At 46.4% G+C, this 17,293-nt stretch carries 12 protein-coding genes and 1 riboswitch; of the genes, 6 read left to right on the top strand and 6 right to left on the bottom strand.

Going from position 1 to position 17,293, the window contains the following annotated elements; all coding sequences use genetic code 11:
• Nucleotides 1-17 precede the first annotated feature (17 nt).
• Nucleotides 18-551 carry a DUF3332 domain-containing protein gene (locus L1D37_RS06525; RefSeq protein WP_008223831.1) on the top strand — a complete coding sequence of 178 codons (534 nt, stop codon included), beginning with the start codon at nt 18-20 and terminating at the stop codon, nt 549-551.
• A gap of 97 nt (nt 552-648) precedes the next feature.
• Here L1D37_RS06525 and dapD read toward each other — a convergent pair whose 3' ends face one another.
• From dapD to L1D37_RS06495, 6 genes are all read right to left on the bottom strand, one after another.
• The gene (gene dapD, locus L1D37_RS06520; RefSeq protein WP_239847295.1) at nt 649-1,680 is read right to left on the bottom strand and encodes a 2,3,4,5-tetrahydropyridine-2,6-dicarboxylate N-succinyltransferase; all 1,032 of its coding nucleotides are present in this window, start codon (nt 1,678-1,680) and stop codon (nt 649-651) included.
• 258 nt (nt 1,681-1,938) lie between these two features.
• On the bottom strand, nt 1,939-2,580 hold the full coding sequence (locus L1D37_RS06515) for a MarC family protein (RefSeq protein ID WP_239847294.1): 642 nt from the start codon (nt 2,578-2,580) through the stop codon (nt 1,939-1,941).
• Nucleotides 2,581-2,819: 239 nt separating this feature from the next.
• Entirely contained in the window at nt 2,820-3,809 is a 990-nt protein-coding gene (locus L1D37_RS06510; RefSeq protein ID WP_239847293.1) for a GGGtGRT protein, read from the bottom strand.
• A gap of 23 nt (nt 3,810-3,832) precedes the next feature.
• A complete protein-coding gene (locus tag L1D37_RS06505; RefSeq protein ID WP_017068533.1) occupies nt 3,833-4,525 on the bottom strand; it encodes an iron-sulfur cluster assembly scaffold protein in 693 nt (230 codons plus the stop codon).
• Nucleotides 4,526-4,719: 194 nt separating this feature from the next.
• Nucleotides 4,720-4,804: riboswitch (Fluoride riboswitch) on the bottom strand.
• A 155-nt stretch (nt 4,805-4,959) separates the two neighbouring features.
• Nucleotides 4,960-5,253 (bottom strand): YebG family protein, encoded by a 294-nt coding sequence (locus tag L1D37_RS06500; RefSeq protein WP_008223840.1) that lies wholly within the window; start codon nt 5,251-5,253, stop codon nt 4,960-4,962.
• An 88-nt stretch (nt 5,254-5,341) separates the two neighbouring features.
• On the bottom strand, nt 5,342-6,238 hold the full coding sequence (locus L1D37_RS06495) for a LysR family transcriptional regulator (protein ID WP_239847292.1): 897 nt from the start codon (nt 6,236-6,238) through the stop codon (nt 5,342-5,344).
• Between the two features lie 205 nt (nt 6,239-6,443).
• On the opposite strand from L1D37_RS06495, the gene L1D37_RS06490 reads away from it, so the two are divergent.
• From L1D37_RS06490 to recD, 5 genes are all read left to right on the top strand, one after another.
• The gene (locus tag L1D37_RS06490) at nt 6,444-7,394 is read left to right on the top strand and encodes a TDT family transporter (RefSeq protein WP_210445493.1); all 951 of its coding nucleotides are present in this window, start codon (nt 6,444-6,446) and stop codon (nt 7,392-7,394) included.
• 127 nt (nt 7,395-7,521) lie between these two features.
• A complete protein-coding gene (gene recC, locus L1D37_RS06485; RefSeq protein ID WP_239847291.1) occupies nt 7,522-10,998 on the top strand; it encodes an exodeoxyribonuclease V subunit gamma in 3,477 nt (1,158 codons plus the stop codon).
• A 6-nt stretch (nt 10,999-11,004) separates the two neighbouring features.
• Complete coding sequence (locus L1D37_RS06480) at nt 11,005-11,166, top strand: hypothetical protein (protein ID WP_239847325.1); 162 nt, start codon at nt 11,005-11,007, stop codon at nt 11,164-11,166.
• Between the two features lie 240 nt (nt 11,167-11,406).
• On the top strand, nt 11,407-15,081 hold the full coding sequence (recB, locus tag L1D37_RS06475; protein ID WP_239847290.1) for an exodeoxyribonuclease V subunit beta: 3,675 nt from the start codon (nt 11,407-11,409) through the stop codon (nt 15,079-15,081).
• Complete coding sequence (recD, locus tag L1D37_RS06470; protein WP_239847289.1) at nt 15,081-17,273, top strand: exodeoxyribonuclease V subunit alpha; 2,193 nt, start codon at nt 15,081-15,083, stop codon at nt 17,271-17,273. The genes recB and recD overlap by 1 nt, the downstream gene beginning before the upstream one ends.
• Nucleotides 17,274-17,293 lie beyond the last annotated feature (20 nt).

The raw sequence follows: 17,293 nt of genomic DNA, 5'->3' as shown, positions 1-17,293 counted from the left end.
TGGCATAAGAGGGATCTATGAAAACAACAATTACAAAAGCCGTTGCAGTGGCAGCGATTGTCATGTCGTTAGCTGGGTGTGTAGGTAGTAACGCGGTTACTGGGAAATTAATGAAGTTCAACGTCGAGGTGGTGGATAACCGTTACGCTCGTGCGGGCGTCAACTTCTTGCTTGCTCCGGTTTACGCACTAACTACCGCAGCTGATTACATTGTCTTTAACTCAATCGAATTCTGGGCGGGTAAAAACCCACTCACAGGAGCACCTCACATCTTTGATAGCAAAGTCGATACCATGATTGATGTGAACGACAGCCTTGATGATTCACTAAAAGAAGCCCCACTTGGTTTCAATAATCGTCAGATCGAATGGGGTGAGATGCAGCAAATTGATGAGAACACGATTCGTATGGACATCACTTACAACGATGGTCAGAAAGCCGTTCTGACAGGTGTTCGTGATGGCGACAAGGTCAGCTACTACATGGATGGCACGCTAGTATCAGAAACTTCTATTCAAGCGCTTGAGCAGCTAGCCGCAGAGAAAGCGTAACCCTTTTAGTTTGATACCAATAAAAGAAAAGCCGCTGGATTTAACCCCAGCGGCTTCGTATTTCCTAGCATCTAGCATCTAGCATCTAGCGCTTAGATTAGTTGTTGCTGTGTAGCTCGCTGTTTAGTTCAACAGCAGACTTGTTCGCTAGACATTCAATTTGACCAGTGATCGAGTTGCGACGGAACAGAAGATCAGAAACGCCAGCTAGGTCGCGAGCTTTGATGATTTCTACTTCGTTGCCTTCTTTATCTAGCATGCGAACCTTAGTACCAGCGGTCACGTAAAGGCCAGACTCAACAGTACAACGGTCGCCCATTGGGAAGCCAAGACCCGCGTTTGCGCCTAGTAGGCAGTTTTCGCCGATAGAGATAACCATAGTACCGCCACCAGATAGTGTACCCATGATAGAAGCGCCGCCGCCGATGTCTGAACCGTTACCTACAACAACACCAGCAGAAATACGACCTTCAACCATGCTTACGCCAGTAGTACCTGCGTTGAAGTTGATGAAACCTTCGTGCATAACCGTTGTGCCTTCACCCACATGTGCGCCAAGACGAACACGAGAAGTGTCAGCAATACGAATACCTGTTGGTACCACGTAATCCACCATTTTAGGGAACTTGTCTACGCAATCTACAGATAGAGCGCGACCAGCTAGGCGAGCTTCGATTTGACGCTCAGCCAGTTCAGGAAGATCGATTGGGCCTTCGTTAGTCCATGCGATGTTGTGCAGTAGACCGAAGATACCGTCTAGTGCTGTACCGTGTGGTTGAACTAGGCGGTTAGAGATTAGTTGTAGCTTAAGGAAGCCTTCAGCAACTGATGCTGGCTTCTCGTCAGTCGCAAGAACAACAAGAACAAGTGGCTGCTCAGATGCTGCTGCTTTTTCTGCGAAAGATGCGTTTGCTGTATCGTCGTTTGCTGCGAATGCTTTCGCTAGTTCTGCGCTTTGTGCTGCAGAGATTTCGATAGCTTGGTTGCCTTCAGTGTAACCTGCAACTTCACCAACAGCCGCAACAAGAGCGTCGCTTGGGTTTAGAAGTGGGTTAGGGAAGAACGCTTCAATGATTTTATTGTCGCGGTTTTTGGTTGCCGTACCGAACGCTAGTGAAAAGTAAGCCATGTTGAATCTCCATGTGTTGAGTCTTGATTTTGCTATTTCATAACAGCGGTTCGAATAACAAGCGCTGCCGTTAGCAAAGTTAATTTAATTGCGTTCATCATAAAGAGAGCGCCCTCGTTATGAAAGGGCGCATCGGGATAAAGTCTGTAAAATGATATTGCTTGTCTTTTGAGAGATATTTTTCTGCAATGAGAAAACACTGCAGATCAACACAAATTGATTGGTGCGTTAGCCAACGTTCTTCTGTGAATCGCCTCTTTAGACAAACAGCGCCTTATAAGCCTGTTCAATCCCTTCAATCAACATCTGCATACCGATCACTGCGAGTATCAAACCCATCATTCGAGTAATCACGTTCAGTGCACTTGGCCCTACAGCTTTCACGAAGCGTTCGCCGAATACAAATAATACGTAGGTTAAGGTACACAGTAGACCAAACGCGACGATGGTGATTATAGTCTCGTAAATGCCTTCAGTGCTGGCGAAGTTCATTGCAGTGGCTATGGTGCCGGGGCCTGCCAGTATCGGCATAGCTAAAGGTGATACTGCGATGCTTAGCGCTGCATCTCGTTGAGCGTCTGAGTTTACTTTCTCTTTTGCTTTTGAATGTGTTGAATCACCTTGCAGCATGTGAAAGCCAATCAAAAAGACCAGAATGCCGCCCGTTATTCGCAGCGCGTATAGCGTGATACCAAAGAGGTCAAAGATCAGTTTACCAGAGAGTGCAAAAGTACTGACGATGACGAATGCGATAAACACTGAACGGAAGGCGATGGATTTGACCGTTTCCTTATCGTTATCACCGGTGAGTCCAAGAAAGATTGGCGTATTAGCGATTGGGTTCATGATGGCAAAAAAGCCCATGAACACGGTAATGGTATGAATGATGAGCTCTTTCATATTATTCCTTTGAAAAGATGCAGTTAAATACCAATGGTTGGTGTATTTAATCTTAGATACAAATAATTATTAGAAATAGATAGTAGAGCAAGTGTGAATAAAAAACAGCCAGCATAAGGCTGGCTGTTTGGTTTTAGTGATAGGTGTAGAGTTTTGGTCGTGCGTTATTGCGAGTTTCTCAATTAAAGAGCTCTACAAAAGGCTCTATATGACAGGCGACTATAGAGCTCGTTTTGTCGTTATGCGTTTTGAGATTCACTCACTGCAACAGCCAATGCAACCGTAGCACCTACCATAGGGTTGTTACCCATACCAATGAAGCCCATCATTGCTACGTGAGCAGGAACAGAAGAGCTACCAGCGAACTGAGCGTCAGCATGCATTCTGCCCATGGTATCTGTCATGCCGTAAGACGCAGGGCCAGCGGCTACGTTGTCTGGGTGTAATGTACGGCCTGTACCGCCGCCTGAAGCGACTGAGAAGTAAGGTAAGCTTTGGCGAGTACGCTCTGCTTTGTAGATACCCGCAACAGGGTGTTGGAAGCGTGTTGGGTTGGTTGAGTTACCCGTAATACTTACATCCACTTCTTCTCTGTGCATGATCGCTACGCCTTCACGTACATCATCAGCGCCGTAACACAAGATCTCTCCACGAGGACCTTGTGAGAAGCGGCGACGTTCTGTTTCAACTAGCTCACCCGTTTGGTAATCAAATTGAGTGCGAACATAGGTAAAGCCATTGATGCGAGAGATTAAGTAAGCGGCATCTTTACCTAAACCATTTAAGATAACTTTCAATGGTGTTTTGCGTGATTTGTTTACGTTCAGCGCAATCTTGATTGCTCCCTCTGCAGCAGCAAAAGACTCATGACCTGCAAGGAAAGCAAAGCAGTGACTCTCTTCATTTAATAGACGTGCAGCCAGTGCGCCATGGCCGATACCGACTTGACGTTGCTCCGCAACACTGCCGGGTTTTGTGAATGCTTGAAGGCCTTCGCCAATGATATTCGCCGCTTGTTCTGCGTTGTTCGCTTTACGGAACAGAGCCAATGCAGCACCAAGAGTGTAAGCGTCAGCTGCGCTTTCAAATGCGATAGGTTGAGTGTCCATCACTAATGCTTTTGGGTCGACATTGTGTGACAAACAGTATTGGTTAGCTTGCTCTAAAGAGTCGAAGTTCATTTCTGCCAATACGCGAGTTACTGATTCATTAAATTGAGTGTTCATCATATCTTTCCTCTTAATTGGCAAAATTATTGTTGGCGTGGGTTAATCGTGGTCACGGCTTCGTCGAAGCGACCATAAGTCCCTGTCGCAAGGTCAGCAGCTTCGTTCGCTGGTACACCTTGGTTAATCGCCTTCATCATTTTGCCTAGGTTAAGATATTCGTAGCCAATCACTTCGCTGTGGTCGTCAAGTGCAAGCTTGGTCACGTAACCTTCTGCAAGCTCTAGGTAACGAACGCCTTTCGCTGAGGTTGAATAGCTGGTGCCGACTTGGCTGCGTTGTGTTTGACCTAAGTCTTCCAATGCTGCACCGATTTCTAGGCCACCTTCAGAGAAAGCAGACTGAGTTCGACCGTACACAAACTGCAGGAAGATTTCGCGCATCGCTACGTTGATAGCGTCACATACTAAGTCAGTATTGAGCGCTTCTAGAATGGTTTTCCCGGTGAGGATTTCAGCAGCCATCGCGGCAGATTGCGTCATGCCTGAACAACCAATGGTTTCGATTAATGCTTCTTCGATGATGCCGTTTTTTACGTTAAGAGTCAGTTTTGCAGCACCTTGTTGTGGTGCACAAGTGCCTACGCCATGGCTTAAGCCAGAAATAGCGATGACATCTTTTGGGCTAACCATTGCGCCTTCAACTGGAATTGGAGCCGAGTTGTGAAGATCACCCCTTTGAATAGGGCACATTGATTGAATTTCTGAAGAGTAGTGCATAATGTTTTCTCACTTATAGAGCCATTTAAGACCTAGGGCGTTGAGAAAACAGGACGTGTTGGAAGAGGTGCGGCTAATTCACTACAGATCTTGAGTATCGATAATCCAAAGGTGTCATGAAGCTTGGTCTTAATAGACTAAGTCCATTTCAAAATGGAGGAATAGCGATACGTCCAACAGTATTACCTGTTTTCGATTCTGTAGGAGTCATTAGCACTGTTCGGAAAGAACGGGCGGTTGAAGCAAAAGCTTAGGTGGAACCCCATCACCTGATGGCTATAGATTAGATCTTTATCACACTTTCATGCAAGTGAATGTTTAGAGCAATTTCGACTATAAACAAGCTTCATTATATTTCGATAAGTATAAAAAAACGCCAATAACGAACTCTGATTAGAGGCGTCATTGACGTTTTTTAGAAAGCGATCAGCTAGTTATGCTGCATCTTCTTCTGCGTCTTCAACAGCTTCAAGCTTCTTAGCTTTTTTCGGAGCTGGCTTACGCTTAGCACCTAATGCGTAAAGAACTTCTTCTTTGTTCTTCGCTAGGTACATTGCAAGTTCTTCTTGCTTGCCTTCATCTTCAACTAAATCGCTTTTGCCTAACAGTTCAAAAAGCTCATCAGCCATATCCAGCATTTTGTCGTATGCGTCAGCTTCGGCTTTAGAGGTAAAAGTCATTTTCTCTTCTCCGTTGCGTTCCACCACGTACTTGACGATAACAGCCATGGTTAATCCTCTAAGTTTGATAAATTTTACTGGCTTTTTATACAGTTTCTGATGCGAAAAGTCCAGTTGGAGCCCGAACTATGCGGCCTCAATCTTGATGTGTAGCCCAGTCTTCACAATAACCCATGAAAGATTTCAGCAGTGGGCTTTGATATTTGTCTTTATGGACCAGCATCCAGAATCGGCGTTTCATGTCGAGTGGTACATCAAGCGCTTTCACTCGGCCTGAATCAATCGCGCGCTGTGCAGCTAAACGGGATAAACACGCAAAGCCTAGACCTGCAGAAACAGAGTTGATGATCGCTTCGGTGGTATTTAGCTCAAATGATTCGTACCAGTGCTCAATACGCGGTGCAACGGCACGCAAGAAAAACTCACGTGTACCTGAGCCTGACTCTCGTAGTATCCAATGGCTGTCTTCTAAATCATGCAGAGCAACTTTGTCTTGTGAAACGAGAGGGTGTTGATTACTAACGATAATACACATCTCATCACTACTGAACTGGCTTGATATCAACTCTGGGTGGAGTGTTTTTCCTTCAATTAGCGCGATATCCAGTTCATAATCCACCAACTTTTGGCAGATCAGCGCACTGTTCGAAATGAACAAGCTCTGGTCTTGATGCTGAGTTCGTTTGCGAAAGCCAGACAGAATAAAGGGTGCGACCTGATTACCAATCGTGTCACTCGCGCCAACCTTGAGATTGCCACTTAATGGTTGGTCATCGCGGAACAAAACATCGATACCCGCAGCTCGGTGAAGTATCTCATCAGCCAAAGGAAGTAACTTTTGTCCCTCCTGATTGAGAATTAATCGGTTGTTAACCCGGTCAAATAGAGAGTGACCTAACTGTTTCTCCATTTCGCCTAATGCCATGCTGACCGCGGCTTTAGACAAAAACAGCGCTTCTGATGCGGCGGTAAGCGTCGAATGCTGAGTAATGGTGACAAACACTTTGAGTTGTTTGATTGAGATATTAGCCATCAGGTTCCTAGTTTTACGCTGCTGGTGGAAAGAGTTGTTCAGTATTGGTGAACACTTGTTATATATAATTGGATATTGTTTAACGAAGCGCAAGCGTATTATGGCTTCAACAAGCTGATGAGTTCACAAGTTTAGTGAATTAAGTTTAAGAGAGGCTGACATGATTCAACGTATTAAATATAGATTAACAGGAGCTCCAACACCCATGGCAGGGTTAGCACTAGCAATCGCAAGCTTAGGCTGGTGCTGGGATGGCGTTTTAGTTGCACAAGGTATTCTACACACTCCTGGCTTAGTGCAGTGGATCAGTGCAGGTATTGCAGCGGTATTGCTTCTTGTTTTAGCTGTGAAATTTTTGATTCATGGCCACCTATTGCGTGAAGATCTTGCTCACCCTGTTGTCGGCAGTGTGGTACCTACATTTGCAATGGGGTGCATGGTGGTATCAGCGTCTTTGGCGCCAATTTCTCAATTTTTACAAGAAGCGATGTGGTTGGCTTCTGTGGCTTTACACGTTGTGTTTCTAGTGAGCTTTTTGTACCACAGAGCTAAAAACTTTGAGATTCACCACATGGTACCAAGCTGGTTTGTACCACCGATTGGTATTATTGTGGCTGACGTGTCTTTCTCTGGTAATCCAGTTTTAGAGCCAGTAGCGAACGCAACTTTGGTATTCGGTTTATTGGTTTACGCTGTGATGCTACCACTGATGGTTTACCGTTTGATCTTCTCTCACGAAGTGCCTGATGCTGCAAAACCAACAATTGCGATTATGGCTGCACCAGCAAGCCTATCTTTGGCGGGTTACTTAACCGTTACTGCTAGTCCTTCACCAGTGATCATTGGTTTACTATTTGGTATCGCAGTGCTGATGACGTTTATTATCTACATCGCGTTTTTCAAACTACTTCGTCTTCCATTCAGCCCAGGCTATGCAGCGTTTACTTTCCCAATCGTGATTGGTGCAACAGCGTTATTTAAATTGGCGGCTTGGATGCAAGTACAAGGTGTTGAAGCGCACTACATCAGCCAAGTGTTCAATCTAGCGTACCTAGAACTGATTGTGGCAACCTTCGTCGTCGGTTATGTCGCGATTCGTTACTACATGAACTACAAACCTCATCGTGTTTTAAGTGCGGTAGCGGGCAGATTGTAAAGAGCAATAGTTCAAAAGATAAACGGACCTTAAGCTTTCGGTATTTCATAAGCTTATATTCCTCATCCAAACTCAGCACTTATGCTAATCTGGCAGTATATTGTGGCAAGATTAGCGTGAGTGCACTTTGTTTACTGTTTACCATTCCAATAAAGTTGATACTTTAAAAATTCTTCTCGTTCACTTGATCAAAAGTGACCCTTTAGCCAATCCTTTCGAAAAAGAGCAAATTCTGGTTCAGAGCCCAGGTATGTCTCAATGGCTTAAGATGGAACTCGCCAAAGAGTTTGGTGTAGCAGCAAATATCGATTTTCCTCTTCCAGCAACCTTCATTTGGGATATGTTTACCCAAGTGCTTCCTGATGTACCTAAACGCAGTGCTTTTAACAAAGAAGCGATGACGTGGAAGCTGATGAGTTTGCTACCCGCGAAACTTGACCACCCTGATTTCTTACCCCTACAGCGCTATCTTGAAAACGACGAAGATGATTCAAAGCTGTATCAATTAGCCGAGAAAATTGCCGATATCTTCGATGGTTACTTAGTATATCGTCCAGAGTGGATGGCGATGTGGGAAGCGGGCGAGCCCGTTGCAGAATTGATTGATAGTGAAGGACAACAAGAGCACCCTTGGCAGCCAATTTTGTGGAAGGCGCTTTATGATCAGACCCTCTCTCAAGGTCAATCAAAGTATCACCGTGGTAACTTATATCACGACTTCATTGAAGCGCTAGCCAACCAACAAGGGCAGCTACAACACCTGCCGAAACGTCTGTTTGTATTTGGTATTTCGTCGCTGCCTCCTCGCTATATGGATGCCTTGAAAGCGCTGGGAGAGCAGATTGATGTTCACCTGATGTTTACTAATCCTTGTCAACATTATTGGGGCGATATCCGCGACCGTAAATACTTGGCAAGAGTGGAAGCGCAACGTCGTAAGCAGTTTGCTCTGGTTGATGGCTTACCTCAGCTAGAAGGCGAAGTATCGCCATTGAAAGGTGGTATTGAAGCCAATGTCGAAGATGAGTTGCATACTAGCCAAGCAGTCGGCAATAGCTTACTCGCGTCTATGGGTAAGCTAGGCAGAGACAATTTGTTCTTGCTATCTCAATCAGACAGTGAAGAGCATGAATTCTTTATTGATGTCGAGAGAGACAGCCTGCTGCATCAACTGCAAGCCGATATTCTTGAGTTAGAAGAACACCAAGACGATCACATCTTAGACTCCAGCAACCACAAACAAGTGGTTGAGCTGGGCGATCGTTCGTTGACGGTACATGCTTGTCACAGCCCAATGCGTGAGGTTGAAGTTCTTCATGATCAGCTGTTAGCAATGTTTGACGCTGACCCAACATTAAAGCCACGCGACATCATCGTGATGGTGGCAGACATCAATGCTTACAGCCCTGCGATTCAGGCGGTATTTGGTAATGCTCCGGGTGAGCGTTATATCCCTTACTCGATCTCAGATCGAACGGCAGACCAAGAGAGCCCGATTCTGACCGCGTTCATGCAGTTGGTCGCGCTACCGAATACGCGTTGTTTAGCGTCTGAGTTGTTAGAGCTACTAGAAATACCAGCGATGATGGCACGCTTTGGCATTGATGAATTTCAATTTGAGCAAGCTAAGCAGTGGGTTGAAGAAGCGGGTATCCGTTGGGGTGTCGATTCTTCTACCGCAACCGAGTTTGATTTGCCTGCCACGGAGCAAAATACCTGGCTGTTTGGTATCCAGCGCATGCTACTGGGCTACGCGATGTCGGATTCTGCAGGTTTGTTTGAAACTGAACACTCTCCAATTGCGGCTTATAACGAAGTTCAGGGTATTAACGCCGAACTTGCAGGTAAGTTAGCGCACTTTATTGACCGTATCGCTCACTACCGTCAACGCCTTGCTGAGACGCAATCCATCGATATGTGGCGTGAAACCTTGCTGCAAATGATTGATGACTTCTTTGCTGTTGAGCTAGAAGGCGAGGTAGTGCTTAAGTCGATTCGCGATGCACTTTCTCAATTGAATGAACAGCTTGATGATGCCTTGTACGAACAAGAGTTATCGCCAAGCATCATCTATCAGTACTTAAACAATAAACTGTCGGGCGCGCGTATTAGTCAGCGTTTCTTAGCAGGGCAAGTTAACTTCTGTACCTTGATGCCGATGCGTTCTATCCCGTTCAAAACTGTTTGTCTATTAGGCATGAATGACGGTGTTTACCCTCGCTCAATGCCGCCAGAAGGTTTTGATTTGATGAACGGGCGCACGCGACCCGGTGACCGTTCTCGTCGTGATGATGACCGCTACCTATTCTTAGAGGCGATGTTGTCGGCGCAAGAATGTTTGTATATAAGCTATGTCGGCCGTTCGATTCAAGATAATACTGAGCGAGTGCCGTCGGTATTGGTTTCAGAGTTGGTTGAGTACTGTCAGCAGAACTACTGTCTAAGTGAAGACCAAGCCTTACCAAGTGATGACTCAGGCATCAATCTGACTCAAGCGATCAGCTTTGAGCACACTATGACACCATTTAGCCCAGCAGCCTTTACACAGGGTGAAGCAAGCCATGTGCTGAGCTACGCCAAAGAATGGCTTCCTGCGGCTAACCGTTCTGGTGAACGCAGTGGTGAATTCAATCGTGCGTTGGATGACTATTTGCTTGGTGCGACTTATCCATTGGAGCTGGATCTGGTTGAGCTACAGCGTTTCTGGCGCTTGCCGGTGCAATACTTTTTTAATCGCCGTCTAAAAGTGGTGTTTGAGCCACCGCTTCCGGTTATGGAAGATGATGAGCCGTTCGTGCTTAATGGCTTAGAAAGCTTCCAACTTAAAGATGCTCTGCTGCAAGTATTACTCGATCACCCAGAAGGGGCAGATGAAGCGGTTCGCTTGTTTGTCTCTGAGCAAAAAGCCCAAGGTCGATTACCGGTTGGCGCTTTTGGTGACATCGAGTTTGAAACCAACCGTGTTCAAGCGGAAGACTTAGCCAAAGAGATTCGATTTGTAAGTGGGCAGCCACAGCAAGATCTAGAGGTAAATATTGAGTTTGACGTACTAGGCGAGGGGAAACCGGTTCGTTTGGTGGGTTGGCTTACTCAAAACTATCAATCGGGCTTAGTGCGCTTCCGTAGCGGTAAAATTCGTTCGCAAGATTACTTGGCCGCGTGGATCGATCACTTGTGTTGCGCAGTGATGGGGCATGGCAAAACGACTCATATTATTGGCTATGACAGAAAAGAGGGTGTGGTTCACCAAACACTACAACCTATCGGCGATGCACTGCAGGCGAAGGGTTTATTGGCTGAGTTAGTACGACTGTTTTATCAAGGTATGACTGCACCGCTTCCGTATTTCCCGAAAACCGCATTGGCTGGTGTTGAAGCGGGCTTTAGCCGTGGTAAATGGGTCGATGATGAAGAGAAGTCGCTCAAGAAAATGGCCGATACTTTTAATGACAGCTTCGCTTTCACGGGCGAGGGCCGCGATACCTACATCTCGCGTATTTGGCCTAAGTGGGACGAGGAGCTGGCGGCTGAGTCGCGTATGTATTCAACGCTTGTATTACAGGCGGCAAGGTTGGCGGCTGCCGATCTGGAAGATCAGGAGTAAGCGGCTGTGATCGACACGATCAATGGCGTGTGCGCTGAGTTAATGAAAGACGAAAGAGAGTCGCAGGTAAGCATTTGGGGTACTTGCTTTCAATATGAATGGAATCAAGCTGAAGAGAAGCAAGGTACAGGAAATAAAGTGGCCGCCAGTAAATCATTATTAGTGTAGGGCGTTCGCTGTACGGCCACAGGTCAGAGGGACCATTATTCTGTGGTTCTAAGTAGGCAATAAGTATAAAACTCGAATCGCGCTCCTGAACTCGTGGGCGCATAGTAGCGAGGCGATCCGAATTGATCCGTGAGAGAGATCGCACTAACTATTAACAAATCAGCGTAGGACGTAAATTGAATGACGTTTTCCACGCTAGGTCACATTTGTAACAACATATTTATCAGAAGGCAGTAAGGCATGACGACCACAAGCAGTGTTCAGGTAATTGCTCCACAGACACTCAATACCATGACGTTTCCACTTCATGGCGCGCGTTTAATTGAAGCATCGGCGGGTACGGGTAAAACATTTACCATCGCCGGCCTGTACTTACGCCTACTGCTCGGGCACGGCACGGCAGCACCACAAGGTGAGCTTACAGAAGCTACCCGACACCATGAGCCACTGACCGTAGATCAAATCCTGGTAGTGACCTTTACTGAAGCGGCAACCGCAGAGCTACGTGATCGTATTCGTGCTCGAATCCATGATGCACGCATCGCGTTTGCTCGCGGACAAAGTGACGACCCAGTGATTGCTCCTTTGTTACAAGCCATCGAAGATCATGCTGGTGCGGCGAAAACTCTACTCAATGCCGAAAGACAAATGGATGAAGCCGCGGTATACACCATTCACGGCTTCTGTCAGCGTATGTTGACTCAAAATGCCTTCGAGTCTGGCAGCCGATTTGATAATGAATTTGTGACCGATGAAAGCCACTTGAAAGCACAAGTGGTAGCTGACTATTGGCGTAAGCAGTTTTACCCGCTACCTATTCAACTGGCTGGTGAGGTTCGTAATATTTGGGGTTCACCTGCTGCATTATTAGCAGACGTCAATCGTTATCTGACAGGATCGTCGCTGAAATTGACGGTAGATGCGATGTCGGGTGACTTGCAAACTCTACACAATCAGAACCTAGATAAAGTAAAGCAGCTCAAAGCGCTGTGGTGTGAGTCTGAAGCGGACTTTTTGGCTTTGATCTCAGGTTCTGATGTGAACAAACGTAGCTACACCAAGAAGTCGCTGCCGGCATGGTTAGAGGCGGTTACAGCGTGGGCACAAAGTGATACGCACGATTATCAATATCCAGACAAGTTAGAGAAGTTCTCTCAAGCCACTCTAATCGAGAAAACACCGAAAGGCACTGCGCCTCAGCATGCCGTTTTTGAAGCGATTGAAGACTTCTTAAATAACCCAGCCGACTTGAAAGCCCCGTTATTGGCGCATGCGATTACTCATTGTCGAACTATGTTAGCCAAGGCTAAACAGCAAAAGCAGTGGCTATCATTCGATGACTTGTTGACTCAATTATCCGCCTCGATTGATGTCGATGAGCAATCCTTGCTGGTGGAAAGAATTCGCACACTCTACCCGGTAGCGATGATCGATGAATTCCAAGATACCGATCCGCTGCAATACAGTATTTTTAGCCGAATCTATCTCGATAACCCGCAGTGCGGCTTGTTTATGATCGGTGACCCGAAGCAGGCGATTTATGGCTTCCGTGGCGCAGATATCTTTACCTATATCAAGGCGAGAAACCAAGTTAGTGCTCACTACACCTTAGGCACCAACTGGCGTTCGAGTGCTGATATGGTCAGTGCAGTAAACCAAGTGTTTATGAATTCAGACAGTCCGTTTATCTATGACCAAGACATTCCATTTTTGCCTGTTGCAGCCAGTCCATCGGCCGACAAACGCCAATGGGTGATGAACGGAGAAACTCAGCACGCACTTACCTTTTGGCTGCAAGAGGCTGAAGACAAGCCGTTACCAAAGGGCGAATATCACAAGGCGATGGCAGAGGCGACGGCGAGTCAAATTCAAACCATTCTGACCGCTTCTCAAAACCAGCAAGCCTATTTTGATAACGGCAAGAAACAACATGCCGTGAATGCGGGCGATATTGCTGTCTTGGTTCGAACCGGCAGTGAAGGTCGTCTGATCAAGAACGCGCTGTCTGAACAAGGCATTGCGAGTGTGTATCTGTCGAACCGAGACAGTGTATTTACTAGCTTGGTTGCGCAAGATATTCAACGCTTGCTACAAGCGGTGCTGACGCCAGAAAATGATCGTGCATTACGTGCGAGCTTGGCCTCCGAGTTGTTTGCTCTGGATGCGGCTTCATTGGATGAGCTCAATAACGATGAAGTGGTGTGGGAAAACGTCGTTAACGAGTTTCGTGAGTATCGTAAGTTGTGGCTACAGCGTGGTGTGTTGCCAATGCTGCGTAGCGTGATCAGTAAACGACATCTCGCGGAACGCTTATTGGAAGAAGAAAATGGTGAGCGCTCACTTACCGATTTAATGCACATTGGCGAATTGCTGCAACAGGCAAGACAAGAGCTCGATAGTGATTATGGTTTGCTGCGCTGGCTAGCAGAAACGATATCAGATGCTCAAAATGGTTTAGGCGGCAGTGAAGATGACATTCAGCGTCTTGAATCTGAAATAAACTTGGTTCAAATCGTTACCATTCACAAATCGAAAGGTTTGGAATATGACTTAGTATTCCTGCCATTTGTGGCGAGTTATCGAGAAGCGAGTGAAGGCAAATTCTACGACCATGATTCAGACACCACTGTGCTGGATATTACCGGTAGTGACAGTGCCTTAGCCCAAGCCGATAAAGAGCGACTAGCGGAAGACTTGCGTTTGATTTATGTAGCGCTGACTCGTGCGGTTTATGGCTGTTTCATTGGCATGGCGCCACTGCGTAAAGGGCGTTCAACCAAAGAACCGACCGGCGTGCATTTGAGTGCGATGGGCTATTTGGTTCAAAACGGTCAAGAGCAAGGTATTGCCGAATTGCATCAAGCTCTAGCGGCAATTGAAGGCAAAAATTCAAGTGTGGCGTTAGCCGAAACACCAACCGCTCACGAGCAAGTGTTTGTACAAACAGAGCAAGTGAGTGAAGACTTACATGCTAATGAACTCAAGGCTTCAATCGACCGAGCTTGGCGAATCACCAGTTACTCGGGGCTTGTAAAGCAAGGCAGCCATGGTGCTAGTCATGACGCGACCATTGAGGTGTCTGGCTTCGATATTGATTCGGCGGATGAGCAGGATGAGTCTGAGTTGATTGAACCTGAACGCTCTATCTTTACGTTCCCACGTGGTGCTCGCCCGGGTACTTTCTTGCACACCTTGTTTGAGGAGGTTGAATTTACCGAGCCAGCAGCCAGCGAACATAACACGCAAGTAATCACTCACTTATTAGAGTCTGAACAATACGAATTAGAGTGGCTACCTGTGCTTCAGCAACTGGTCGATACCGTCCTTAACACAGCGTTGGATGGTAAAAGCTTAAAGCTAAGCGAGAAAGATTCGACGCAACGTTTAGTTGAGATGGAATTCTTACTACCGATCGAAGTATTGGCCGCATCGGAACTGAATCAAACCATTCAATATCATGATCCATTATCGGCCAAAGCGGGCGACCTAGGTTTTCAAACTGTGCAAGGTATGTTGAAAGGCTTCATCGATTTGGTGTTCGAACATCAAGGTAAATACTATGTACTCGACTGGAAATCGAATCATTTAGGTGATGATGTTGCCGTCTACCATGGTGAGGCATTGAAATCGGCGATGGCCGACCACCGCTATGATCTGCAATACCAAATCTATGCATTGGCGCTGCACCGCTTTTTACGTAGTCGTGTTGCTAATTACAGCTATGAACAACATTTTGGTGGAGTTTATTACTTGTTCTTGCGAGGCATGGACGGCCAATCTCAGCAAGGTATTTTCTCGGCGAAACCAACATTGGCGTTACTTGATGAAATGGATCAATTGATTGACGGTAAAGTGATAGACAGACGTTCAGCACAATTGAATGATGATGAAACTGGACAGATGGGGCTTTTATAATGACAACAACGACCACTAATACCAACATAGAAGCTGTGAGCACAGTAAAGCCAGTTTCACTTATTCCTGAGCAACTTATGGATGTACTCAAGTTTCTTGCGGATAAGGGGTCGATCCGTCAGTTGGATTATCAATTTGCCCGTTTTATTGCTCAGCAAGCCACGAGTCACTCTCAAGAAATCGGTTTTCTCGCTGGGGTCGTGAGCCATGAGTTGGGCAAAGGGCACATCTGTACTCAGCTTATACAAGCTCAAACAGCAGACCTTGCCCAGTTACTCGGTTTGTACGGTGAAACTGCCCTGCAATTGAACCAAAAACTGTTAGGCATTGACTGGGTGACGGTACTTAAATCGTCAAACCTAGTAGGTATAACCAATGACTGTGTTAAGCCGCTGATGTTTGATGGGCAGCGTGTCTACTTACAACGCTATTGGAACTATGAAGTTGTGTTAGCTGAAACGTTAAATAGTTTAAGCAAGCCTGTAGAATTCAACATTGAACAGAAAAAGGCACTGACGGAAACGCTCAATCAGCTCTTTGCTCGCAGTTATCATTTTCTGTTTAACGCTTTAGCGAAGGCTGAAGTAAATCAGCAGATGTCTCAGGTACTGCGCCAACAGCTGGTGTGTGATCATCTTGATATCGTCGATGAGCAATCTCTGAATTGGGGGGCGATCGACCAAGCGATTGTGCAAGCTAAGCAAGTAACAGACCTAGATGTTCTAGATGGCTTGGTACCGTTATCGGCATGTTTGAACTGGCAAAAAGTGGCAGCAGCAGTAGCTCTGAGTCGTCGCTTTGCGGTGATTTCTGGTGGACCGGGTACCGGTAAAACAACCACGGTAACTAAGTTGCTTTCGGCGATGGTCGAGCAATCACTCAGCCAAGGTAAAACACCGACGATCAAGCTGGTGGCACCGACAGGTAAAGCGGCAGCTCGTTTAACCGAGTCGATTGGTAAAGCGATTGAGCAACTGCCTTTAGCGCCTGAAGTAAAAGCCAACATACCCACGGAATCGAGTACTTTGCACCGATTGCTTGGCGCGATTCCTAACCGAGCGGAATTTAGACACAACCGACGTAATCCACTGCACCTTGATATCTTGGTGGTGGATGAAGCCTCGATGATCGACTTATCCATGATGTATAAGCTGGTGGATGCACTCCCTGAACACGCAAGGTTGATTCTGCTTGGCGATAAAGATCAGCTGGCTTCCGTTGAAGCTGGCGCAGTGTTAGGTGATATCTGTTCATTCAACTCTGCTGGTTATAGTAGTGCGCAAGGCAACTTGATTGCGGAGATGACAGGTTTTGATGCGATAGCCAATACACAGCAAGCAAAAGCAGGAGCCGTTAATCCTCCGGCGATTGCAGATAGTCTGTGTATGCTGCAGAAGAGTTATCGTTTCGACGCGCGTTCTGGTATCGGGCAGTTAGCAAAAGCAATCAATAACGGTTCTGCGAATCAAGTAGACCAAGTGTTTGCTAAAGGATTTGGCGATATTGAGAACCATCCTCTATCGAGTGACAGCTACAACTTGATGCTGCGTACCTTAGTTAATGAGTATGGTGCGTACCTCAACCGAATGAATGTGCCATTGGAAAAGTTAGAAACTCAAGAAGCGAGAGCCAAATCGGTACTCGATTTGTTCAGCCAATGCCGACTGTTGTGTTCTATTCGTGAAGGTGATTTTGGTGTTAAAGGCCTCAACCATCGTATTGAGAGGGCGCTTGCCGCAAGACGTTTAGTGAATCCACACAACGATGAACTTTGGTATCACGGGCGACCAGTAATGGTAACGCGTAACGATCATGGCTTGGGGTTATACAATGGTGATATTGGTATCTGTATGCTCGAGGCGGATTCAAACCAGTCAGACTCCACCCCTCGCTTGAAGGTTTATTTTGAGTTACCCGATGGCAGCGTGAAAGCGGTGCTACCAAGCCGAGTGCCTGATCATGAAACGGCTTATGCGATGACGATTCACAAATCTCAAGGCAGTGAATTTGATTTGACCTTAATGATCCTTCCGCCAGATTTCAGCCCCATCTTGACGCGAGAGCTTATCTACACAGGTATTACGCGTGCGAAGAAACGACTGATGATGTTCAGTGATACTAATGTATTAAAGCGTGGGATTAAGGTGAAAACAGAGCGAGTGAGTGGTTTAGGGAGTCGCTTAACCAACTAAAGATGATGTCGATGTACGTA

The organism is Vibrio sp. Isolate33, assembly GCF_022397895.1.
Lineage (GTDB): Bacteria > Pseudomonadota > Gammaproteobacteria > Enterobacterales > Vibrionaceae > Vibrio > Vibrio pomeroyi.
The sequence above is the reverse complement of the archived record's forward strand: the minus strand, read 5'-3'. Positions and strand labels throughout refer to the sequence as shown.

Excerpts from the sequence above, each read along its gene's own strand:
- L1D37_RS06525 (WP_008223831.1), top strand. The coding sequence starts at position 18 with ATGAAAACAACAATTACAAAAGCCGTTGCAGTGGCAGCGATTGTCATG.
- dapD (WP_239847295.1), bottom strand. The coding sequence starts at position 1,680 with ATGGCTTACTTTTCACTAGCGTTCGGTACGGCAACCAAAAACCGCGAC.
- L1D37_RS06515 (WP_239847294.1), bottom strand. The coding sequence starts at position 2,580 with ATGAAAGAGCTCATCATTCATACCATTACCGTGTTCATGGGCTTTTTT.
- L1D37_RS06510 (WP_239847293.1), bottom strand. The coding sequence starts at position 3,809 with ATGATGAACACTCAATTTAATGAATCAGTAACTCGCGTATTGGCAGAA.
- L1D37_RS06505 (WP_017068533.1), bottom strand. The coding sequence starts at position 4,525 with ATGCACTACTCTTCAGAAATTCAATCAATGTGCCCTATTCAAAGGGGT.
- L1D37_RS06500 (WP_008223840.1), bottom strand. The coding sequence starts at position 5,253 with ATGGCTGTTATCGTCAAGTACGTGGTGGAACGCAACGGAGAAGAGAAA.
- L1D37_RS06495 (WP_239847292.1), bottom strand. The coding sequence starts at position 6,238 with ATGGCTAATATCTCAATCAAACAACTCAAAGTGTTTGTCACCATTACT.
- L1D37_RS06490 (WP_210445493.1), top strand. The coding sequence starts at position 6,444 with ATGGCAGGGTTAGCACTAGCAATCGCAAGCTTAGGCTGGTGCTGGGAT.
- recB (WP_239847290.1), top strand. The coding sequence starts at position 11,407 with ATGACGACCACAAGCAGTGTTCAGGTAATTGCTCCACAGACACTCAAT.
- recD (WP_239847289.1), top strand. The coding sequence starts at position 15,081 with ATGACAACAACGACCACTAATACCAACATAGAAGCTGTGAGCACAGTA.